Here is a 20,269-nt window from a genome sequence, read left to right as displayed (position 1 = left end):
AACATCCGCTTGCTAGTTCAGCGCTTACTGTTAACGATGGTGTATCGGGCAGAAAATGCAATTTATAAGTGCGCTCCGAGATTGCGATCCGCGCACCGGCAACTCGGCTTCAGTTGCAGATTTCGGTTGAAGTTAAGATCCGTCACAATCCAGGCGCACAATGCCCGGCAAAACCAAAAAATGGAGGAATACGGGATGGCTTACACGTACGAGCAGCTGATTCAGGCGTGGACCGCCGTCCACGACGGCGTTGTGCCCGATGCGGCGACAGCGGCCAATTTCCAGGTGGTGGCGGTGCTCAGCGCCAACGGTCAGCTCACCGACGCCCAGATCCTGGGTAACATCGTCAACAGCGCTGACAACAGCACGGCCCTGGCGATCCTCAGCTACCAGTTCTTCACGGGCAAGAGTCCGACCAAGGTCGGCATCGACTACCTGGTCAACTCGTCGGTCAATCAGGCCGATCTGAACGACAGCTACTACGCCAAGTTCAATATCGAGAACCGCTACATCAACTTCGCCGCCAACCTGGGCATCGTCGGCGAAGGCGCGACGACCTTCGCCAGCAAGTACGGGGCTTTGAGCTTCGCCGACTACGTGGCCTCGATCTATCAGACGATCATCGGCGGCTCGTACGCGACCGCGGCCGGCGTCAATGTCGCGAACGCGATCGCCGACATCATCTCGCGCAAGGACGCGATCCTGGCCACGGCCCAGTCGGCCGGCATGATCAAGCCGAACGCGACCGCCGCCGAGATCGACCTGGCCCTCAAGGCCGCGACGGCCGGCTACCTGATGGGCGAAGCGATCAAGTCGGACGTCGGCATCTACGCCGCCGCCGCCAACAACTTCATGGTCGCCATGGCCCAGGGCTCGGCGACCTACAATACCGACATCACCAAGACCTACGAGCCGACGGTCGACTCGTTCTCGCACGGCACCGGCAAGGCCATCGATCGCGGCCCGACCGTGATCACGCCGCCGCCGGTGGTCACCCCGCCGACGCCGACGCCGCCGACGCCGCTATCGTTCACCCTGGTGGCTGGCGCCGAAACGCTCAACGGCGGCGGGGCGGACGACACGTTCACGGCCACCGGCGCGACGCTTGACGCCGCTGACACCCTGACCGGCGGCCCGGGCAACGATACGCTGACGATCAACGCCACGGGCGCCTTCACGGCGGCGAACGCGGCGGTGAGCGGCATCGAGACCGTCACCATCGTCGGCGACAATTCCGTCGTCGCCACCAACGTCGCGAACTGGACCGGCGTCACCCAGCTGAACGTCACCAGCACCGGCGCGGCCACCGTCACCGCCGGCGCCGGCGCGACCACGACCGTCACCGCCAATACGCTGGCCGCGGGCAACATCGTGGTGAACGGCGGCGCCGGCCTCACCGTCAACGCCAATAACGGCACGACTGGAACCATCACGGTCGGCGGCGCGACCGCCCCCACCGGCGCCGTGGTCGTCAATGTGAACTCGACCTCCGCGACCGCGCTCGGCGCCGTCACGGTGAACGGCGGTACGACCGTCACCGTCAACGCGACCAACAGCAACGCCAACGCCACGACCCAGACCACGGGCGCCGTCACCGTCAACGGCAAGGCCACGACGACGGCCGTGACCGTCAAAGGACCCACGGCGATCGCTCAGGCCGCCGGCGTCCCGGGCGTCAACGCCAACACCGTGACCGTCAACGACCTGGTCGGCGGCGGTTCGGCCACCAAGGCCACGATCACATCGATCAGCGTCGACGGCGCGACCTCGGTGAACATCACGAGCAACGCCCTGTCGACCTTCAGCGCCGCCCATACCAGCAGCAACCTGATCATTGACAACAGCAGCGCCCTGGCGCCCGGCGCCCAGACCCTGACCCTGGCCCTGACGCTGAACGGCACGACGGGCGGCACGCTGGACGACGCCGACATCTACACGACGGTCAACGCCACGATCGGCGCCCAGGCCTCGACCCTGGCCAATTTCACCTTCGGGGCCCTCACCACGCTGAACATCGCGGGCTCGAACAAGCTAACCCTGACCAGCACGGCGGGCCTGTCAGCCCTGGCGACCGTGACGGTCACCGGGGCGGCCAGCATCGCGGCCGACCTGTCGAGCGGGACCGTGACCTCGGTCAACACGTCCGCCACGACCGGCGCCAACACCGTGACCATCAACGGCGCCAACGCCACCTTCACCGGCGGCACGGGCGCCGACACCGTGACCCTGACGAACACCACGGTCACCAAGGCCATCAATGGCGGCACGGGCGGGGTCGACATCCTGAAGATGACCGCCGCTCAAGCGGCGACGGCCTCGGGGTCGGGGACGTTCGCCACCCTGGTCACCAACTTCGAGCGCCTGCAACTGACCGGCGCGACCAACCAGACGATCGATCTCGCCGTCCTGGGCAACTATCACCATGTCTCGACCAGCGGCGGCAACGGCTTGACCTTGAGCGGCCTGGCTTCAACCGACACCTTCGTCCTGACGGGGGCCGGCACGGCCTACACGCTCGGTTCGGGCAATTTCGGCGGCGGCTCCGACAGCATCAACCTGCAGCTGACCGACGGCTCGACCGGCGCCGTGAGCTTCGCATCGACCGGGATCACCGCCTCGGGCGTCGAGACGGCCAACATCACCGTCACCGACACCCAGGCGACGCCCACCGGCGCGTTCAATGACGCCGTGACCTGGCTGGGCAACTCCGTCACGACCATCAATGTCAGCGGCAACGCCGGCCTGACCCTGACCGCCAATAGCACCGCACTGACCAGCGTCGACGCCAGCGGCATAACCCTGGGCGGCTTCAGCTTCACCGCGGGCGCCCTCGCGGCGGCCGCGGCGATCAAGGGCTCGGCCACCGGAGCCAACACCGTCAACTTCTCCTCGGCGACCGGCGGCGCGGTGACCTACACCGGCGGTTCGGGCGATGACAACGTCACGGGTTCGAACGGCCTGAACAACATCGTCACCCTGGGCAACGGCGCCAACAGCTATACCGCGACGACGGGCAACCACACCGTCACGGCCGGCACGGGCGCCGATTCGATTTCCGTCGGCGGCGGCGCCAATACCATCGACGTCGGTTCGGGCGCCGACAACGTCACCTTCAGCGCCGCGACCGCCAGCAGCGCCAGTTTCACGGCGATCACCGGCATGGGGGCCGCGGATACGATCACCTTCACCGGCCAGGCGCCGACGGCGGGCGCGCTGGGCGCGGCGGTCGCGGCGGGCGGCTCCCTGGCGGCCTCGCTTGACGCCGCCGCCGCCAGCGCCACCGGCGCGGGGACGCCGGTGGTCACATGGTTCGTGTTCGCCGGCGACACCTATGTCGTGCTCGATCACAGCGACAACACCACCTTCACCGCCGGTGTGGACTATGCGGTCAAGCTGGTCGGAACGCTGAACCTGGCGGCGTCGACGGTCGCCGGCGCGGTCTTGACGCTCTAAGGACCATCAGTCTGTCCCGCCGCCGCCGCGCAGGCGGCGACGGGACCTTTCGAAGGGCGGCGCGGCTTAGGCCGGCCGCCCTTTTCTTGTCGAGCCGCCGGATCCGACGACGCTAAGGGTGGAACATCGAGGCCGAGGAGGGCGCGGCGGCGACGGGCGCGGCGGTCGGCGGCGCGGCCTCGGGGATCGCCGGTTCGGTCCAGGCAACGTCCATCTCGGCGCGCCGCCGGCCCAGCTCGAACAGGGTCAGGCGATTGTCGGCGCTGAAGTCCAGGCCCGAGGTGTCGACCGCCGCGTCGTCGGGAATGGCCGCATAGACCAGCCCGCCGCCGTTGCGGCGGGCGAACGCGGCGCTGGCGGTCAGGTGGGTGCGCAACAGGGCCTTGCTCATGGTCAGCCACGAGCGGCCGACCACCGACAGGGTGCCGCCCTTGGTGAAGCCGAAGGCCCCGCCGACCTTGCCGTTGACGATCACCCGGATCCGTCCAGGCCGCGCCTCGCCGGTCTTGGGCGCGGTCCACAGCAACAGCGACTCCGGGGCCACGAAGAACGGGATCGTCACGCTGCCGTCGACATGCATCTCCGACAGCTGGCGACCCTTGCCCTCGACCTGGATCAGGGTCGGCGGAAAGACGCCCGGGATGCTGGCCGAGGCCACCAGCACGTCCTGGAACAGCTTCAACGAGGCCTCGTCGCCCCGCGCGGCGATGGCCCCCATGTCCCAGATTACCGTCTCCTCGGTGTCGAGATTGGTGGTGGCGATCAGCAGGCGCCGACCCTTGGCCTGCTCCATGGTGATCGCGTAGAGCATCGGCGGATCGACATATTTCTCGACCAGGCCCCGCAGCGCCTTGCTGTCGTAGAATCCGGGCCGGAACAGCAGGTCGATGCCCCGCCGCTCCAGGATCTTGGCGGCGGCCCCGCTGGTATAGGCCTCGGTCAGGCGACGGTCCCAATCGGGGCCCAGGAAGGCGAAGGGCGCGGTCAGGGCGCCGGTCGAGACGCCGGTGACGATGTCGAACTCGGGCCGCTGGCCGGTCTTGGTCCAGCCGACCAGCACGCCGGCCCCGTAGGCGCCGTTCGAGCCGCCGCCCGAAATGGCCAGGACGTCGAAGGTCTTCTGGTGAGCGCGACGGGTGCGGGCGGCGTCGGCGAAACGGATGCTGGCGTCGGCGTCGCTGGCGTTGAAGCGGATGTCGGCCAGCCCCCGCGGGGCCTCGCCCGCCAGGTCGTTGACCGTGAACCGGTCGCGCGGCAGCGAACCGCAGGCGGCCAGGGTCAGCACGGCGAAGAGAAGGGCGAAAAGCCTGGCCATCGGAGATTGGAAAGCCGCACAGCGGGGCGGCGTCAAGCCTCTTGGCGCCCCAAACGAAAACAGGCCAGCGCGAGCGCTGGCCTGTTCCGTTGAACCCGTGGGTCCGACTGCGAGGGTCGATTAGACCGCTTGCAGTTGGCCGGCCGAGGTCTTGCCGCTGCGGCGGTCGACTTCAGGCTCGAACGAGATCTTCTGACCTTCGTTCAGCGAGCCGAGGCCCGCACGTTCGACGGCCGAGATGTGCACGAAGATGTCCGCGCCGCCGTTGTCCGGCTGAATGAAGCCAAAGCCCTTGGTGGAATTGAACCACTTCACGGTGCCAGTAGCCATGGTGAGTATCCTTGTAGACAAGTGTGTTCGTCGGCCGAAAACGTCCCGATCGACGATCAAATTTCGTTGGAAGTTCGGAAGGCGCGTCCGGCGCTCCACCACGGGAGCAAGGAATAGCAGGCCGAGCGGCAGCGAATTCGATAGCTCATGATCGGCGATTTTATTTCAGAAATCAAGGCCGGAATTTCCGGTCTACTTAACGGGAATCCCGGACCCCCGTTGGGCTTCAAGCGTTGCCTCGTCAGGCGGACCCTACCGTTCGCCCGACCTCCGGAGCTTGGCATGACCCTGATCGAGAAGATTCCCACCCTCAGCGACACCGAGCTCAAGACCCTGCTGTCCAACGCCCGGCGGCTGGACGTCACCGGCACCCCCGCCCAGCGCCGTCAGGTAGCCGAGGTGATGACGCCGCTGGAGCGCGAGGACTCGCGCAGGCGGGCGGCCCGCTCGAAGACCGCCAGCAGCGCGAAATCGGCCTTGCGGGACTCGTAATTGCAATTCATTCTCAGAAACATCATCGCGAGGAGACGACGATGGTTCTGCGGGAGACAGGCGCCAGCTGGCTGGCGTCGATGATGCGGGCCGAGCGCGCGCCGGAAGAGCGGTCAGCGCCGCTGGACGGGGCGCCCGAGCCTGAGAGGCTTGAACGACTCTCCTCCCCTTTTGGGGGAGGTGGATCGGCGCGGATACGCGACGAGACGGAGGGGGACAGCGCGGGCTCAAGCGCGCGGCGCTGACCCCCTCCACCGCCGTTCGGCGGCCCCCTCCCGCGAGAGGGGGAAGAGAACACCCCGCGTCTTACTTCGCGAACGGCCAGATCCAGGCGATCAGCCACGGCGCGATCAGCAGGATCAGGACGGTGAGCGGCGCGCCCAGCCGGGCGTAGTCGCCGAACCGATAGCCGCCCGGCCCCAGGACCAGGGTGTTGCACTGGTGTCCGACCGGCGTGAGGAAGTCGCAGCCCGCCCCGACCGCCACGGCCATCAGGAACGGGTCGGGCGACAGGCCAAGGCGCTGGGCCACGCCCATGCCGATCGGGGCGGCGATCAGCACCGTGGCGGCGTTGTTGAGGAACGGCGTGGCGGCCATGGCCACCGCCATCATCGCCGTCAGGGTGGCGATCGGCGGCAGTCCGTGGAAGGCGCCCGACAGCCAGGCCGAGATCAGGTCGGCCCCGCCCGTCTTCTGCACCGTGTCGCTGACCGGGATCAGGGCCGCGACCAGCACCAGCACCGGCGCTTCCAGGGCGGCATAGGCCTCGCGCATCCGCAAGGCGCCGACGGCCACCACCAGCACCGCCGCCCCGAAGAAGCCGGCCGCGACGGGTACGACGCCGGCGGCCACCAGGGCCATGGCCACCGCCAGGATCGCCACCGGCATCACCGCGTGCCGCACCCCGCCCAGACGCACCTCGCGTTCCGCCAGCGGCAGAAGGCCCAAGGCCTGCAAGGCGCCCGGCAGCGACTGCTCGGCCCCCTGCAGCACCAGGATGTCCCCGGCCTTCAGGCGGATGGTCGCCAGGCGGCCGGCCATGCGGTGGCCGCTGCGCGACACGCCCAACAGGTTGACGCCGTGGGTGTGGCTAAGGGTGACGCTGCGGGCGGACTGGCCGATCAGGTCGCTCTCGCCGCCGATCACCGCCTCGACCACGCGGACCTCCTCGGTCGGCTCGTTCATGGCCACCGGCCGGCTGGCGTCGCGCAGGCTCAGCTTGGCCGAAACGATCAGCTGGTTCAGCTCCTGCTGCTGCCCCTCCAACAGCAGGACGTCGCCGGGATGGATCTTGAGATTGGCGTGCGGGGCTTCGATCCGCTTGCGTCCGCGCAGGATGGCGACCACCGAGACCGCGCCCTCGGCGGCCTTCTTCAGAGCGCCGACGCTGCCGGCGTGGAAGCCCCAGCCCTCGGGAACCTCGACCTCGGTGACATAGGCGCTGGCCGCCAGGGCCGCGTCGACATCGATGGCCGCCTTGCGATCACGCGGCAGCAGCCGGTAGGCGAAGGTCAGGTAGGCGATGGCGATGACCGTCAGTATCCCGCCGACCGGGAAGAAGTCGAACATCCTGAACGGCTGTCCCAGCGCCTGCTGGCGCACCTCCGAGACGATGATGTTGGGCGACGTGCCGACCAGCACCGCCAGCCCGCCGACCAGCGAGCCGAAGCTCATCGGCATCAGGAGGCGTCCCGGCGACACGCCCGTTCGGCGGGCGATCTGCAAGGCGCTGGGCATCATCAGGGCCAGGGCGCCGACGTTCTTGGTGGCCATCGACAGCAGCGCCGTCGTCCCGGCCAGCACGGGCACCTGGGTGCGCTCGTCCTTCAGCCTGGGCAGCAGCGGGGCCATGACTAGGTCGACGATCCCCGACCGCGCGACGGCGGCGCTGAGCACCAGGGCGCTGGCGATGATGATGACGATGTCGTTGGCGAAGCCGTTGAAGGCCTCCTTCACCGGGATCAGGCCGATGGCAATGCCGACCGCCAGCGCGCCCAGGGCGATCAGGTCATAGCGCCACCGCCCCCAGACAAAGGCGGCGATGGCGCCCGCGATCAGACCGAACGCGAGGCCTTGGTGCAGTGTCACGTGTGAAGTCCCCGAAGCTGTGCTTGGGGGGAACGGGAGAATGACGAGGATGGTTCAAAACTCTCCTCCCCCATTGGGGGGGAGGAGAGAAGCCGCGCGGACGGTTAAACCAGCGCCTTGCGCGCCGCTTCCCAGTATTGCGCGCCGGTGATCAGCGTCACCAGGGTCGCCAGCCACAGCAGGCCGTGGGCCACGACCGTGAAGCCGCCCATCACGCTGGGCTCGGGCGACAGGCCGAAAGCGCCCCAGCTGGCCAGAATCAGCTCCGCGCCGATGGCCACCAGCTGCAGGGTCGTCTTCCACTTGGCCAGCAGGGTCACCGGCAGCTTCACGCCCTTGCCGGCGCCGACTTCGCGCAGGGCGCTGACCGCGAACTCGCGGAACAGGATCAGGCCGGCCGGCAGCACGACCATGGCGTTGGGGCCCAGGGCCATCAGGCCCAGCAGGGCGCCGCAGACCAGGATCTTGTCGCCGATCGGGTCGAGGATCGCGCCCCAGACGCTGACCGCGTCCAGCTTGCGCGCCAGCCAGCCGTCGAAGAAGTCGGTCACCGAGGCGACCACGAACGCGTAGAACGCCCAGCGCTCCAGCCGCAGCTGGGCGTCCGCCGTCAGGGTCTCGCTCAGATAAGGCACGGCCCCCGCCGCGGCCGCCAGGGCGACGAACATGAACAGCGCCATCACGAGGCGCGAGCCGGTCAGGATATTGGGCAGGTTCTTCATGGCGCTGTTCATAACGCACAAACGCCGCTCTCGGATACGGTCCGGCGCTAGAGCCTTCATTGGAAGGCTCCAGTCTTAAGGTCTTGAAGCGCGTCCGGGCGACAAAACCGCTCACACTTTGCCTAACGCGCTTTAACCGAGACCTCCGATTTTTGAGACGCCGTCCGCGACTCGCTTCGCTATACAAGTCGCAAGAGCGGCGAGGCGCTCGTCATGGCGGGCCTGCCCAGGCATGCAAGACCGGGATCAGCGAGGCTTCAGGCGTCGGCGTCGCGCCAGTTCGGTGCGCGGCCGGCTCGTGCTCCTGACCATCAGCCTGCTGGTTCCCGCCCTGCTGTCGATGGGTTTCCTGCTGGCCAGCGCCGACCGCGAGTCGCGCGGACAGCTCTACCAACAGCTGGTCACCACCGCCCGGGCCCTGAACGGCGCCGTCGACCGCCAGGCGGCGGTGGGCGTCTCGGTGGCCGAGACCCTGGCCACAGACCAGGCGCTGATCAACGGCGACTGGGCCGCCTTCCACGCCCGCGCCCGCCGCGCCACGGAGCGCCGCGCCGGCTGGATCGTGGTCGCCGACCAGGACGGTCAGCAGGTGATCAACACGCTCAAGCCCTATGGCGGGCCCCTGCCCCGCGTTAAGCGCACCCGCGAGGAGGCCGCCGCCTACTCGGCCGGGCGCAGCAAGGTCTCGGACCTGCTGGACGGCCCCGTCGCCGGCAAGCCGGTGATCACGGTCGGCACGCCGATCGTGGTCAAGGGCAAGTTCTACGTCCTGTCCTACGTGGTCGACGCGGCCTCGTTCGCCTCTGTGTTTCGCCAGCAGCGGGTGCCCGACCGCTGGGTCGCCACCGTGCTGGACAACCACCGCCGGGTGATCACCCGCTCGCGGCTGAACGAGACCTTCACCGGACGCCTGGCCTCCAAGGACATGGAGGAAAACCTTCGCCACTCGACCGAAGGCGTCAGCAAGAGCGTCTCCTTGGAAGGCGTGCCTACCAGGGTCGCCTATACCCGCTCGCCCCAGACAGGCTGGACCCTGGTGGTGGCCATCCCGCGCGAGGACCTGGCCAGCACGGTCAACCGCGCCGTGGCCCTGGGCACCGGGGTGTTCCTGCTGCTGCTGGTGCTGGGCGTCGCCCTGGCCCTGATCTATTCGCGACGCATCAACCAGGAGATCCGTCGCCTGGTGTTGGACGCCGGCGTCATCGGTCGCGGCGAGACCCTGCCGCCCGCCGATCCCGACGGCCTGGAAGAGATCGCCGCCGTCCACGCCGCCCTGCGCCAGGCCTCACACGAGCTGAAGACCCGCGAAGAGCGCCAGGGGGTGATGATCAACGAGCTGAACCACCGCGTGAAGAACACCCTGGCCACGGTCCAGGCCCTGGCCCGCCAGACCTTCGCCAAGACCCCGAATTCCGCGGATGGCGGCGCGCCGCTCGAGGTGTTCACCGACCGGCTGATCGCGCTCTCGGGGGCCCATGACCTGCTGACCCGCACCGGCTGGCGCGAGGCCGACATGGCCGCCCTGGTCGAGGCCAGCCTGGGCGCGCATGTCGAGCGCGTCGACCGCTCCGGTCCCGAGGTGTCCCTGCCGCCCCATACGGCCGTGGGCCTGTCGATGGTGTTCCACGAACTGGCCACCAACAGCGCCAAGTACGGCGCCCTGTCCGCGCCGGGCGGCCGGGTCGAGCTGACCTGGAAGCGCGATCCGGTCACCGACAACCTGCTCTTCACCTGGCGCGACGTCGGCGGCCCGCCGGTGACGCCGCCCGGGCGATCGGGATTCGGCACCCGCCTGATCGAAAACTCGATCCGCCGCGAACAGAAGGGCCAGGCTCGGTTCGACTTCCGGCCCGACGGCCTGGTGTTCGAGGCCAGTCTGCCGCTGCCCGAGCAGGTGCGGTGGAGCAATGCGTTCTGAGGCGGCGGGAAGCGCCGCCCGCCCGTCCTGGCGGCGGGAGCCTCCACCGACACCCCGAACAGCGGACATTCCGATCGTCTGTACGAGGTGGGAAAAGGACGTCGCTAGTGGGCGTCCTTGGCCGGCTTGAGCACCTCATGAAAGTCTGGGTTGTCTGGGCTCGTCACGATCATTCTACGGCCAAGCAGCGTTCGGACGAGCCTGGCCTCCACGCGATAGACCAGCGGCGGCACAGCGTTGCCCGCTTGGTCCACCAGCTCCTGCTTCACGGTAAAGCGGATCACCCCGCTTTCAATTTTTGCAGGAAAGCTAAGTGCGCCACTACACCAGCCTTCGCACAGCTCGTAGCTGACAACGGGGCTTAGCCCAGTCGATATGCCGAGGTTCAAACCTACATAGTCATCCGCCTCCGCGATGTATCGGAGGTTTGTATACCGAACCAAGCCGATAGGATCTGCGGCTCGGGCACCGTTCGCGAACGCGGCGACCAGGGCGCAAGCGAAAAGCGTCGGGAAGAGCTTCATGCTGATACGATAGCAGATATTGGGCGCCGCAACTGTCCGTTGAGGGCGGGCAGTGGACGTCAGCGACGCGTTTCGGAGACCTGGATCATTAGGTCGGTGCGCTCATCAGGGAGCATGGCCTGCCAGGATTGCTTTACGCCGCTGACAGCTTCGAGCCGCAGTCGCATGACGTCTGCGGCTCGTCGTGAAGCGATCTCCGGGAAGGCCGCCGTGACAGCATCCAGCAGCCAGCCCTGGGGATTACTTTTCCGAAGCTCGATCGTCCTCGTCTCGGCACCGCAGGTAATGTGATAGCGGAAAAGCGGCATCTCGGACTCCGGCGGCGATGGCGGATATCACCAGACATCGCGAGGGTCGCCAACGGGTGGGAAGCAGAACTTAGGGTCTAACGCCAACGCTCAAGCCGTGCCACGCTGCACCAATGACGGCCAGCTACTTTCACTTGCCTTCCGGCCAGGACCCTCCCGACATTGGTCCAAAACGCCCCTACCGGGCGGTTGTGGTCGTGGAGCAAGACACGTCGTCGGAGTGGCGAGCGAAGATAAGCGACTGGCTCGTGCGGAGCGGGTGCCTTTACATGATGGCATGGGGGCCGGACAGCAGCGCTTGGGACGACAGCGTGGACTGGGCGAACCTCATTGCTCTTGGCGGAGCCGAAGCTCTCGTTGGCGAGGGAATCCCGGACGACGACTTTGTCATAACGACCTGGCACGACCACGAGCCGTTGTCTGAAACCTTCTGGTTCTCCGAGCATACGGCCCACCATCCCACCGTCCCAATCGACGAGACGATCATCGTGGACGTTGGCCCCGCTGACCGACGCGCCACGCTTCTCGAAATGCTGGAGGTTGCTCAACAGCAGACGAGCTGAACGTCCGCGACGGGTCGAAATTCGCCGCCAGCATCCTTCCGGCACGCGGACCTTCGGATCGCCAGGGTCGGGACGATCGCCCGTCCCGATAGATTTCCGCCACGGAGGCGGGGATGACGGCGTACTGCGCGAGGACCTGACGCGCCTGCAAAGATTCAGCTAAACCCTGACCGCATGAGCTACACCGACGCCGAGATCGCCGCGCTGGCCGAGGGGCTGCTGGACCGCAGCCTGCCCAAGGACCAGTGGACCCACGCCGCGCACCTGACGGCCACCTTGCGCCTGGTCCGTCTGCGCGATGAGAACCTCGAGCGCGACCTGCCGTGGGTGATCCGCACCTACAATGTCGCGGTCGGCGGCCAGAACACCGAGACCAGCGGCTATCACGAGACGATCACCCAGGCCTACCTCGCCGAGATCCGCGCCTTCGAGGCGGCCCTGCCGCCCGGGACGTCCGACGCCGAGGCCGCCGCCCTGCTGCTGGCCTCGCCGCTGGGCGACAAGGACTGGCCGCTGACCCACTGGTCGCGCGCGCGGCTGTTCTCGGTCGAGGCCCGCCGCTGGTGGGTGGACCCCGACCTGAAGCCGCTGGACCACCCGCCCGCGCGGCGGGACTTTTAGATACCGGCTACGGCTTTTCGTACGGGATGAAGGTCCCGAGCGTGACGCCGCCGTTGAAGCCGGGACCCGCGCCGCGGCCGCCGTTGTCCATGCCCAGCAGCGGAGCCTGGGCGCACAGGGTCGGGGAGCCTTGCGTCTGGAGCTGCATGCTGGAGCTCAGCGTCTCGGCGCCGACCGTGGGCGTGTTCACGTAAAGCGTCTGGCTGCCCCGCAGGCGGTAGACGATGGCCGTGCCGGTGAAGATATCGGTGGTGATGATCTTGCGCGTCTCGATGCAGTCGACCGGCGCGCCGGCGGTGCGCCCTTCGAGCAGCTTGGCCAGCTTTTCAGCGCCCTTGGCGGCATTGTTGTCGGCGGCCTGGGCGCTGGACGCGGCCAGAACCCCCAGAGCGGCCATTACCGCCCACGTCTTTTTCCCCATAACCATGCGTGCCCTCTTACGCGAATAAGCTTTCCGAGCCCGGAAGCTCAACTTTAAATACCCTCAAGTCAAGATGCCTCCATTCAGGCTTGAGTGGACTTTCAACGCCCCTTCAGGGCCTTGGCCACGACCGGCGCCAGGGCCTCGCCGATCCGCTTGGCCCCGACGGCGTTGGGATGGATGCCGTCGCGCTGCAGCAGGGCCGAATTGCCGCCCACCCCGGCCAGGATGTTGGCGTAGAGCGGAACCCCGAACTCGCGCGCCAGGCTGGGATAGAGGGCGTTGAACTCGCGGGCGTAGGACGCGCCTATGGCCGGCGGCGCGGCGACTCCGACCAGCACCACGCCGATGCCGCGCGCCTTCAGCTTCCGCAGCACGCCGCGCAGATTGGCCTTGGTCTGGGCCGGCTCGATCCCCTGCAGCAGGTCGTTGCCGCCCAAGGCCACGACGCAGAGCTGGGTGTCGGCCGCGACGCTGAAGCCGACCCGCGCCAGGCCGCCGCCGCTGGTGTCGCCCGAGACCCCCGCCGCGCGGACCAAGGCCGAAACGCCCAGCTTGCCCAGCGCCGCCTGCAGCTGGGCCGGCATGGCGTCGCGCGCCGGCAGGCCCAGGCCCGCCGTGATCGAGTCGCCTAGTACGGTGACGATCTGCGCCTTCGGGGCGGCGGCGATCTGGGTCAGGAGACCCAGGCCGAGCAAAATGCGGCGGCGGCCCATGGGAAGGTCGAGAAAACGCTGTGCGGTCGGGCTCATGCCTTCCTATGTAGTCAGGCTGCCGGCCGAACAAGGACCGGTCTCGCGGGAAACACCATGACCGACGACGCCTCGCCTCTCGTTCTCGACGCCGTCGCCCTGACCCTGCCCTCCTCCGCCGGCCCCGTGAACATCCTGCGCGGCGTCGACCTGACCGTGAACGCCGGCGAGCGCGTGGCCGTGGTCGGGCCGTCGGGCTCGGGCAAGTCGTCGCTGATCGCGGTCGGGGCCGGGCTTGAAGAGCCGACCGCCGGCGCGGTGCGGCTGTTCGGCCAGGACCTGTCCAAGCTGAACGAGGACGGCCGGGCCCGCCTGCGGCGCGGCCGGGCGGCGCTGGTGTTCCAGTCGTTCCACCTGCTGCCCAACATGACCGCCGAGGAGAACGTCGCCACCCCGCTGGAGATCGCCGGAACCCGCGACGCCCTGCCCACAGCCCGCGACTGGCTGGGTCGCGTGGGCCTGTCCGGACGCCTGACCCACTATCCGCACCAGCTGTCGGGCGGCGAGCAGCAGCGCGTGGCCCTGGCCCGCGCCCTGGCCGCGCGGCCGGCCCTGCTGTTCGCTGACGAGCCGACCGGAAACCTGGACGGCGCGACCGCCGCCTCGGTGGCCGACCTGATGTTCAACCTGGTCGCCGAGGTCGGGGCCGCCCTGGTCATGGTCACCCACGATCCGGGTCTGGCCACCCGCGCCGACCGCATCGTGCGCATGGCCGACGGGCGCATCGCCTCGTGAACACTCCTTTCGTTTCTTGGCCTCTTTCCTTCCGCCTCGCGGCCCGCGAGTTGCGCTCGGGCGTGCGCGGCTTCCGCATCTTCCTGGCCTGCCTGGCCCTGGGCGTGGCCGCCATCGCCGCCGCCGGCTCGACCGCCGAGGCCTTCCGCCAGGGCCTGGCCAGCCAGGCGCGCGAGATCCTGGGCGGCGACCTGTCGTTCTCGGTGGAAAACCGCGACTTCACCGACAAGGAACGCGCCGCCTTCGACAAGCTGGGCGTCACGACCTACGCCGCCGTAGCGCGGGCCATGGCGGAGGCGCCGACTGGCGAGCGCCGCCTGGTCAGCCTGCGCGGCGTCGATGACCGTTTCCCGCTGGCCGGGTCGGTGACCCTCCAAGGCGCGTCGAACCTTTCGACCGCCCTGGCCGACCGCGACGGCCTGCCGGGCGCGGCGGTCGAGCCGGCGCTGCTGGACCGCCTGCGCCTGAAGATTGGCGACCGGTTCGAGGCCGGCCCGATGACCCTGGTCGTGCGCGCCCGCCTGGTCAGCGAGCCCGACGGCCTGTCGCGCGGCTTCTCGATGGCCCCGCGCGTATTGGTCCGTAGCGAGGTGCTGGAGCGCTCGGGCCTGATGGCGCCCGGCGGCCTCACCAGCCGAACCGTCCGCGTGGCGCTGAAGCCCAGCGAGGATCCCCGAGCGATCGGCAAGGCCGTGCAGGCGGCGCTGCCGGACGCCCACCTGCGGGTCCGCGACCGCCTGGACAGCGCCCCCGGCGCGCGGCGCCTGATCGATCAACTGGAATATTTCCTCGGCTTCATCGGCCTGGCCTCGCTGGTGGCCGGCGGTTTGGGCGTGGCCGGCGCCGTCTCGGCCTATCTGTCGACCCGCGAGCCGGCCATCGCCGTGCTCAAGGCCCTGGGCGCCGAGAGCGGCCTGATCCGCGACCTGCACCTGATCCAGATCGGGGTCCTGGCCCTGCTGGGCGTCGCGATCGGCCTGGCCGTCGGGGCCGTCGCGCCGCTGATCCTGGGGCAGCTGGCCGGTTCGAGCCTGCCGATCCCGGCGCTGTTCAAGGTCTATCCCCTGCCCCTGGCCAAGGCCGGGCTGTTCGGGATCCTGGCGGCGGCGGCCTTCTCGCTGATCCCGCTGGCGCGCGCCCGGGTCACGCCGCCGTCGGCCCTGTTCCGCCGTGCGCCCAAGGCTCGCCTGCCGCTGGGCCTGGAGACGATCGGCGCGGTCGTCGCCGGCATCGGCCTGGCCGCCCTGGCCGTGGCCACCGCCCCGACCCCACTGGCCGCGGCGATCATGATCGCCGGCGTCGCCGTCGCTTTCGGCCTGCTCACCGTCCTGGGCCGCTCGGCCGCGTGGCTGGCGGGCAAGGCGCGCGGCCTGACGCGCGGCCCCGTCAAGCTGGGCCTGGCCAATCTGGCCGGTCCCGGTTCGGCGGCGCGGACCGCCAGCCCGGCCATCGGCCTGGGCGTGGCCCTGCTGGCCTGCGTGGTGCTGATCCAGTCGGCGCTGCTGGCCCAGGTCAGCGACGTCGCCCCGCGCACCGCCCCGGCCATGGTCTTCACCGAGATCCCAGGCGACCGCGCGACCGCCTTCGACGCCGCCGTGGCCAGCGTCATCGGCCCGCTGCGCGAGGACGCCTATCTGCGGATGCCCTTCGCCACCGGCCGCATCATCGCCCTGAAGGGCAAGCCGGTGGACGTGAAGGCGATCAAGAGCTCGGAGCGCTGGGCTTTCGACAACGACCTCAGCCTGTCGCTGCTGGCCCAGGAGCCGAAGAGCGCCGGCGTGGTCTCCGGCCGCTGGTGGCCCGCCAACGACACCGGTCCGCCCAAGGTCGCGCTGAGCGCCGAGATCGCCCAGGCGGCGGACCTCAAGGTCGGCGACACCATCACCGTCCTGGTGCTGGGCCGCGAGATCGAGGCCAAGGTCGCCGTGCTGCGCAAGATCGACTTCGGCGGCTTCGGACCCAGCTTCAACCTGATCTTCAACCCCGCCACGCTGGAGGGCGCGGAGCTGCGCAGCGTCGCCATCGCCCGGCTCAGCCGAACGCAGGAGGCGACCCTGACCCGCAAGCTGGGCGAGGTGTTTCCGGGCGTCAACGTGATCAGCGTGCGCGAGCAGCTGGACGCGGCGGCGGCCCTGTTCGACCGCCTGGCGCTAGCCGTGCGCGGCGCGGCGGCGGTCGCGGGCCTGGCGGGCCTGCTGGTGCTGGCCGGGGCCATCGCCGCCGGGGCCAGGGCGCGGGCCCGCGAGGCCGCGACGCTGAAGGTGCTGGGCGCCACCCGCGGTCAGATCCTGGTCGCCTATGTCATCGAATATGGCGCGGTGGGCCTGATCGCGGGCGCGGCCGGCGTGGCCTTCGGCTTCGCCGCCGCCTGGCCGGTGGTGGTCAAGGTGTTCGAAGCCAGCTGGAGCGTCGACTGGAGCGGGGTGCTGGTGCTGCTGGCCGGCGCGACGGGCCTGGCGACCCTGGGCGGGCTGATCGCCGCCAGCCTGGCGCTGTCGCAACGTCCCGCGCCGGTGCTGCGGGGCGACTAGGCTTCACCCATCGGCGCCAGACCTTGCCGAACGCTGAACACGCGACCATCGTTCTCGCGACAAGATATTCATGATGGGGAAACGCCCGATGCTCGTCGTCCACCACCTCAACAATTCGCGCAGCCAGCGCGTGCTCTGGCTGCTCGAGGAGCTGGGCGTTCCCTATGAGGTCAAGCGCTACGAGCGCGACGCCAAGACCATGCTGGCGCCGCCGGAGCTGCGGGCGATCCACCCGTTGGGCAAGTCCCCGGTGATCACCGACGACGGCAAGACCATCGCCGAGACTGGGGCGATCGTCGAGTACATCATCGAGACCTACGGCCAAGGCCGACTGATCCCGCCCGCCGGCGGTCCCGAGCGCCTGCGCTATACCTACTGGCTGCACTATGCCGAGGGCTCGGCCATGACGCCCCTGCTGCTGAAGCTGGTCTTCACCGCCCTGCCAGACCGCGCGCCGGGCCTGCTGAAGGGCCTGGTCAAGTCGATCGCCAGCAAGGCTCAGCAGGGCTTCGTCGACCCGCAGCTGAAGGCCCATGTCGACTACTGGGAGGCCGAGCTGACCAAGACCCCGTGGTTCGCCGGGCCTGAGTTCACCGCCGCCGACATCATGATGAGCTTCCCATTGGAAGCTGGCGCCGCGCGCGCCGGGGCGGGCGACCGCCCGCACGTGAAGGCCTTCCTGACCAAGATCCACGCCCGCCCCGCCTATCAACGGGCGCTGGAGAAGGGCGGGCCCTACGCCTACGCTTGAGATCACGCCAGCCGCCCCCCCCCTGCGGCCAAGCGTCGCCTTTAGACGATCTTAAGCATTCGCTCACCCAGACTGCCTCAAAGGTCGCTGCACGCCGCGTGGCTTTTCCCGGCGCACGGAGACCGCGCGACCTTGACGATCCGGACCAAGCAGACGCGCCGGGCCGCTGTCGCCGGGCCGGCGGCGCTGGGCGTCCTGGGCGTCCTGGCAAGCCTGCTGGCGGCCGTGGCCGTCGACGCCCAGCCGCGCACACCCGGCCGGGTGGCGGCCGTTTTTCCGCCCTGGTGGAGCCCCGCCAAGGTGATCGGCGCAAGCGGCGCGGCCGCCGATATCGCCGGGGTCGGCGCCGTTCCCTTCATCGTCATCCTGCGGGGCGATCCCGCCAACCTCTCCGAACGCGCCAGATCCGCCGGCGCGCTGTTTCTGCTCGATCCCGCCCTCGCTGGCGCTTGCGCGCGCCCGGCTCCGGAGTCCTTGTCGTGAACCTCGCCTTCTCGAATCTCGACGCTCAACGCCGCATAGGCGGCAAGATGATCGCCGTGCTGACCTGGGCCATGATCCCGGTGGTGGTCGGCGCGCGCCTGGCCGTACATGACGCGGTGACCGGCCTGGCCGTGGCCTCGGCGCTGGCCGCGCTGGCCGCCAGCCTGGCGCGGCGCTTGGCGGGCGAGACCTCGGCCGGCCGCGCGCTGGTCGGCGTGGCGCTGATGGCGCAGGTGTCGCTGCTGGTCTCGGCCCTGGGCGGCCATGCCTGGCAGACCGACATGCACATGGCCTATTTCGCGGCCCTGGCCCTGCTGGTCGTCTATTGCGACTGGATCGTCATCGCGGCCGCGGCCGCGACCGTCGCGGTGCATCATCTGGGCCTGTCGTACCTGCTGCCCAGCGCCGTGTTCCCCGGCTCGGCCAGCCTGGGCCGCGTCATCGTCCACGCCGTGATCCTGATCGTCGAGGCCGGGGCGCTGATCGCCGTCACCGCCAGCGTCAACTCGATGTTCTCCGTCGCCGCGAGCGCGCGCGCCAAGGCCGAGGACGCTGTCGGGGAGGCCCGCGCCGCCCATGACGCGGCCAATGACGCCCGGCGCTCCGAAGAGGAGAGCCGCGCGGTCAACACCGCCGCCCGCGAACGCGCCGAGGTCCAGCGCGACGCCGCTATCGCGGCCATTGGCCAAGCCCTTTCCCACATGGCGCGCGGCGACCTGACCACCCGCCTGGACCAGCGCTTCGCGGAGGCCTACGAGGCCCTGCGCGCCGACTATAACACCGCCGCCGCGAAGCTCGCGGACGCCCTGACCGTGATCGAGGGCCGAGTCGACGGCGTGCGCGCCGGCTCGGACCAGATCGCCGACGCCTCGGTCAATCTGGCGCGCCGCACCGAACGTCAAGCCGCCAACCTGGAAGAGACCGCCGCGGCCATGGACGAGATTACCGCCACGGTCGGCCAGACCGCCTCCGGCGCCAAGAAGGCCGCCGACGTGGTGGCCCGCACCCGCGACGACGTCCGCCGTTCGGGCGAGGTGGTGCAGCAGGCGGTCGCCGCCATGACCGCCATCGAGGGCTCGTCTCAGGAGATCACCAACATCATCTCGGTGATCGACGAGATCGCCTTCCAGACCAACCTGCTGGCTCTCAACGCGGGCGTGGAAGCCGCCCGGGCCGGCGACAGCGGCAGGGGTTTCGCCGTCGTCGCCCAGGAGGTCCGGGCCCTGGCTCAACGCTCCGCCGAGGCGGCTAAGGAAATCAGGGCCCTGATCACCGCCTCGACCCAGCAGGTCGACGCCGGCGTCGGTCTCGTCGGCCGCACTGGGTCGGCGCTGGAGAAGATGGTGGCCCAGATCGCCGAGATCGACGCCCTGGTCTCGGAGATCGCCAGCTCGGCGCAGAGCCAGGCCCACGGCCTCTCCCAGGTGAACAGCGCCGTCAACCAGATGGATCAGGTGCTGCAGGAGAACGCCGGGATGGTCGAGCAGACCTCGGTCGCCACCCAGACCCTTAACGCCGACGCCGCGCTGCTGGCAGATCTGGTGGGCCAGTTCGAGCTGCCGCGCGACGCTGGCCCGATCCGCCGCCGGGCCTGACGCACGGCCTTTGGGGACAAGCTGGCCGCCCCCCTTGCGTCTACGGAGCTGGGCGCCTATCCTCCCAGCCCCCGGTCGTGAGCGCCCTCGACCGGAAGAATTTTCCTCCCAAAGGCGTCCGAGCTAAAATCCGCAATGGAAAAAGTGCCGATGACCGTCGGTGGGTATCAAACCCTCGACGAAGAACTGAAGCGTTTGAAGACCGTGGAACGGCCGGCGGTCATCGCCGCGATCGCGGAGGCGCGCCAGCATGGTGACCTGTCGGAAAACGCGGAGTATCACGCCGCGAAAGAACGTCAGGGCTGGATCGAAGGCCAGATCGCCGAGATCGAGGACAAGATCGCGCGCGCTCAGGTGATCGACGTGTCGAAACTGTCGGGCAAGCAGGTGAAGTTCGGCGCGACCGTGTCGGTGATCGACGAAGACACCGAGGACTCGGCTCGCTACCAGATCGTCGGCGAGCACGAGGCGGACGTGAAGTCGGGCCGGATTTCCGTGTCCTCGCCGCTGTCGCGGGCGATGATCGGCAAGGAAGTCGGCGAGGTGGTCGAGGTCAACACCCCCGGCGGCACCAAGGCCTACGAGATCACCAAGGTGGAGTGGCTGTAGGGCGGTCCGCCGCCCCAGCCGCGCCATAAATCGAGTACAATGGAGCGAGGCCGCTTTT

General features: G+C 69.1%; 19 protein-coding genes. 11 read left to right on the top strand and 8 right to left on the bottom strand.

All coding sequences use genetic code 11. From position 1 onward, the window contains the following. The first annotated feature begins 195 nt into the window (after positions 1 to 195). The gene (locus ACW175_RS04150) at positions 196 to 3,453 is read left to right on the top strand and encodes a hypothetical protein (RefSeq protein ID WP_492103391.1); all 3,258 of its coding nucleotides are present in this window, start codon (positions 196 to 198) and stop codon (positions 3,451 to 3,453) included. A gap of 112 nt (positions 3,454 to 3,565) precedes the next feature. On the opposite strand, the gene ACW175_RS04145 is transcribed toward ACW175_RS04150, so the two are convergent. Both ACW175_RS04145 and ACW175_RS04140 read right to left on the bottom strand, forming a co-directional pair. Further along, on the bottom strand, positions 3,566 to 4,768 hold the full coding sequence (locus tag ACW175_RS04145; protein ID WP_492103390.1) for a patatin-like phospholipase family protein: 1,203 nt from the start codon (positions 4,766 to 4,768) through the stop codon (positions 3,566 to 3,568). 120 nt (positions 4,769 to 4,888) lie between these two features. Beyond that, complete coding sequence (locus tag ACW175_RS04140) at positions 4,889 to 5,098, bottom strand: cold-shock protein (RefSeq protein ID WP_099575950.1); 210 nt, start codon at positions 5,096 to 5,098, stop codon at positions 4,889 to 4,891. Between the two features lie 282 nt (positions 5,099 to 5,380). On the opposite strand from ACW175_RS04140, the gene ACW175_RS04135 reads away from it, so the two are divergent. Next, positions 5,381 to 5,590 carry a hypothetical protein gene (locus ACW175_RS04135; protein WP_492103389.1) on the top strand — a complete coding sequence of 70 codons (210 nt, stop codon included), beginning with the start codon at positions 5,381 to 5,383 and terminating at the stop codon, positions 5,588 to 5,590. 306 nt (positions 5,591 to 5,896) lie between these two features. Here ACW175_RS04135 and ACW175_RS04130 read toward each other — a convergent pair whose 3' ends face one another. Both ACW175_RS04130 and pgsA read right to left on the bottom strand, forming a co-directional pair. Further along, the gene (locus ACW175_RS04130) at positions 5,897 to 7,678 is read right to left on the bottom strand and encodes an SLC13 family permease (protein ID WP_492103388.1); all 1,782 of its coding nucleotides are present in this window, start codon (positions 7,676 to 7,678) and stop codon (positions 5,897 to 5,899) included. A 104-nt stretch (positions 7,679 to 7,782) separates the two neighbouring features. Continuing rightward, a complete protein-coding gene (gene pgsA, locus ACW175_RS04125; RefSeq protein ID WP_492103387.1) occupies positions 7,783 to 8,400 on the bottom strand; it encodes a CDP-diacylglycerol--glycerol-3-phosphate 3-phosphatidyltransferase in 618 nt (205 codons plus the stop codon). 232 nt (positions 8,401 to 8,632) lie between these two features. Here pgsA and ACW175_RS04120 point away from each other — a divergent pair, with 232 nt between their 5' ends. Continuing rightward, a complete protein-coding gene (locus ACW175_RS04120; RefSeq protein WP_492103386.1) occupies positions 8,633 to 10,318 on the top strand; it encodes a sensor histidine kinase in 1,686 nt (561 codons plus the stop codon). Positions 10,319 to 10,422: 104 nt separating this feature from the next. Here the strand turns inward: ACW175_RS04120 and ACW175_RS04115 are convergent, their stop codons facing one another. Beyond that, a complete protein-coding gene (locus ACW175_RS04115; RefSeq protein ID WP_492103385.1) occupies positions 10,423 to 10,842 on the bottom strand; it encodes a hypothetical protein in 420 nt (139 codons plus the stop codon). A gap of 59 nt (positions 10,843 to 10,901) precedes the next feature. Continuing rightward, positions 10,902 to 11,150, bottom strand: a complete 249-nt coding sequence (locus tag ACW175_RS04110) for a hypothetical protein (protein WP_492103384.1) — start codon at positions 11,148 to 11,150, stop codon at positions 10,902 to 10,904. A gap of 113 nt (positions 11,151 to 11,263) precedes the next feature. On the opposite strand from ACW175_RS04110, the gene ACW175_RS04105 reads away from it, so the two are divergent. Together ACW175_RS04105 and ACW175_RS04100 are read left to right on the top strand one after the other, a co-directional pair. After that, on the top strand, positions 11,264 to 11,713 hold the full coding sequence (locus tag ACW175_RS04105; RefSeq protein WP_492103383.1) for a DUF7684 family protein: 450 nt from the start codon (positions 11,264 to 11,266) through the stop codon (positions 11,711 to 11,713). Positions 11,714 to 11,887: 174 nt separating this feature from the next. Beyond that, the gene (locus ACW175_RS04100; protein WP_492103382.1) at positions 11,888 to 12,334 is read left to right on the top strand and encodes a hypothetical protein; all 447 of its coding nucleotides are present in this window, start codon (positions 11,888 to 11,890) and stop codon (positions 12,332 to 12,334) included. A 7-nt stretch (positions 12,335 to 12,341) separates the two neighbouring features. On the opposite strand, the gene ACW175_RS04095 is transcribed toward ACW175_RS04100, so the two are convergent. Both ACW175_RS04095 and ACW175_RS04090 read right to left on the bottom strand, forming a co-directional pair. After that, on the bottom strand, positions 12,342 to 12,761 hold the full coding sequence (locus tag ACW175_RS04095; protein WP_492103381.1) for a hypothetical protein: 420 nt from the start codon (positions 12,759 to 12,761) through the stop codon (positions 12,342 to 12,344). Between the two features lie 95 nt (positions 12,762 to 12,856). Continuing rightward, a complete protein-coding gene (locus ACW175_RS04090; RefSeq protein WP_492103380.1) occupies positions 12,857 to 13,507 on the bottom strand; it encodes an arylesterase in 651 nt (216 codons plus the stop codon). 57 nt (positions 13,508 to 13,564) lie between these two features. Between ACW175_RS04090 and ACW175_RS04085 the strand changes: the two genes are divergently transcribed. The 6 genes from ACW175_RS04085 (at position 13,565) to greA (ending at position 20,211) form a co-directional block, all read left to right on the top strand. Continuing rightward, the gene (locus ACW175_RS04085) at positions 13,565 to 14,242 is read left to right on the top strand and encodes an ABC transporter ATP-binding protein (RefSeq protein WP_492103379.1); all 678 of its coding nucleotides are present in this window, start codon (positions 13,565 to 13,567) and stop codon (positions 14,240 to 14,242) included. Next, a complete protein-coding gene (locus tag ACW175_RS04080; RefSeq protein WP_492103378.1) occupies positions 14,239 to 16,773 on the top strand; it encodes an ABC transporter permease in 2,535 nt (844 codons plus the stop codon). Before ACW175_RS04085 ends, ACW175_RS04080 begins: the two co-directional genes overlap by 4 nt. A gap of 88 nt (positions 16,774 to 16,861) precedes the next feature. Then, positions 16,862 to 17,524 (top strand): glutathione S-transferase family protein, encoded by a 663-nt coding sequence (locus tag ACW175_RS04075; protein WP_492103377.1) that lies wholly within the window; start codon positions 16,862 to 16,864, stop codon positions 17,522 to 17,524. Positions 17,525 to 17,656: 132 nt separating this feature from the next. Further along, a complete protein-coding gene (locus ACW175_RS04070; RefSeq protein WP_492103376.1) occupies positions 17,657 to 18,007 on the top strand; it encodes a hypothetical protein in 351 nt (116 codons plus the stop codon). After that, positions 18,004 to 19,602 carry a methyl-accepting chemotaxis protein gene (locus ACW175_RS04065; protein WP_492103375.1) on the top strand — a complete coding sequence of 533 codons (1,599 nt, stop codon included), beginning with the start codon at positions 18,004 to 18,006 and terminating at the stop codon, positions 19,600 to 19,602. Before ACW175_RS04070 ends, ACW175_RS04065 begins: the two co-directional genes overlap by 4 nt. Positions 19,603 to 19,737: 135 nt before the next feature. After that, complete coding sequence (greA, locus tag ACW175_RS04060) at positions 19,738 to 20,211, top strand: transcription elongation factor GreA (RefSeq protein WP_099575936.1); 474 nt, start codon at positions 19,738 to 19,740, stop codon at positions 20,209 to 20,211. Positions 20,212 to 20,269: the final 58 nt, after the last annotated feature.

The organism is Caulobacter sp. FV1ye6ST (assembly GCF_058681225.1).
Note: the sequence above shows the minus strand (reverse complement) of the source record. Positions and strands in the feature narration are given on the sequence as shown.

Coding starts and splice junctions, on each gene's coding strand:
- ACW175_RS04145 (WP_492103390.1), bottom strand. CDS start 4,768: ATGGCCAGGCTTTTCGCCCTTCTCTTCGCCGTGCTGACCCTGGCCGCC.
- ACW175_RS04115 (WP_492103385.1), bottom strand. CDS start 10,842: ATGAAGCTCTTCCCGACGCTTTTCGCTTGCGCCCTGGTCGCCGCGTTC.
- pgsA (WP_492103387.1), bottom strand. CDS start 8,400: ATGAAGAACCTGCCCAATATCCTGACCGGCTCGCGCCTCGTGATGGCG.
- ACW175_RS04090 (WP_492103380.1), bottom strand. CDS start 13,507: ATGAGCCCGACCGCACAGCGTTTTCTCGACCTTCCCATGGGCCGCCGC.
- ACW175_RS04150 (WP_492103391.1), top strand. CDS start 196: ATGGCTTACACGTACGAGCAGCTGATTCAGGCGTGGACCGCCGTCCAC.
- ACW175_RS04135 (WP_492103389.1), top strand. CDS start 5,381: ATGACCCTGATCGAGAAGATTCCCACCCTCAGCGACACCGAGCTCAAG.
- greA (WP_099575936.1), top strand. CDS start 19,738: ATGGAAAAAGTGCCGATGACCGTCGGTGGGTATCAAACCCTCGACGAA.
- ACW175_RS04100 (WP_492103382.1), top strand. CDS start 11,888: ATGAGCTACACCGACGCCGAGATCGCCGCGCTGGCCGAGGGGCTGCTG.
- ACW175_RS04085 (WP_492103379.1), top strand. CDS start 13,565: ATGACCGACGACGCCTCGCCTCTCGTTCTCGACGCCGTCGCCCTGACC.
- ACW175_RS04120 (WP_492103386.1), top strand. CDS start 8,633: ATGCAAGACCGGGATCAGCGAGGCTTCAGGCGTCGGCGTCGCGCCAGT.
- ACW175_RS04105 (WP_492103383.1), top strand. CDS start 11,264: ATGACGGCCAGCTACTTTCACTTGCCTTCCGGCCAGGACCCTCCCGAC.
- ACW175_RS04110 (WP_492103384.1), bottom strand. CDS start 11,150: ATGCCGCTTTTCCGCTATCACATTACCTGCGGTGCCGAGACGAGGACG.
- ACW175_RS04075 (WP_492103377.1), top strand. CDS start 16,862: ATGCTCGTCGTCCACCACCTCAACAATTCGCGCAGCCAGCGCGTGCTC.
- ACW175_RS04095 (WP_492103381.1), bottom strand. CDS start 12,761: ATGGTTATGGGGAAAAAGACGTGGGCGGTAATGGCCGCTCTGGGGGTT.
- ACW175_RS04140 (WP_099575950.1), bottom strand. CDS start 5,098: ATGGCTACTGGCACCGTGAAGTGGTTCAATTCCACCAAGGGCTTTGGC.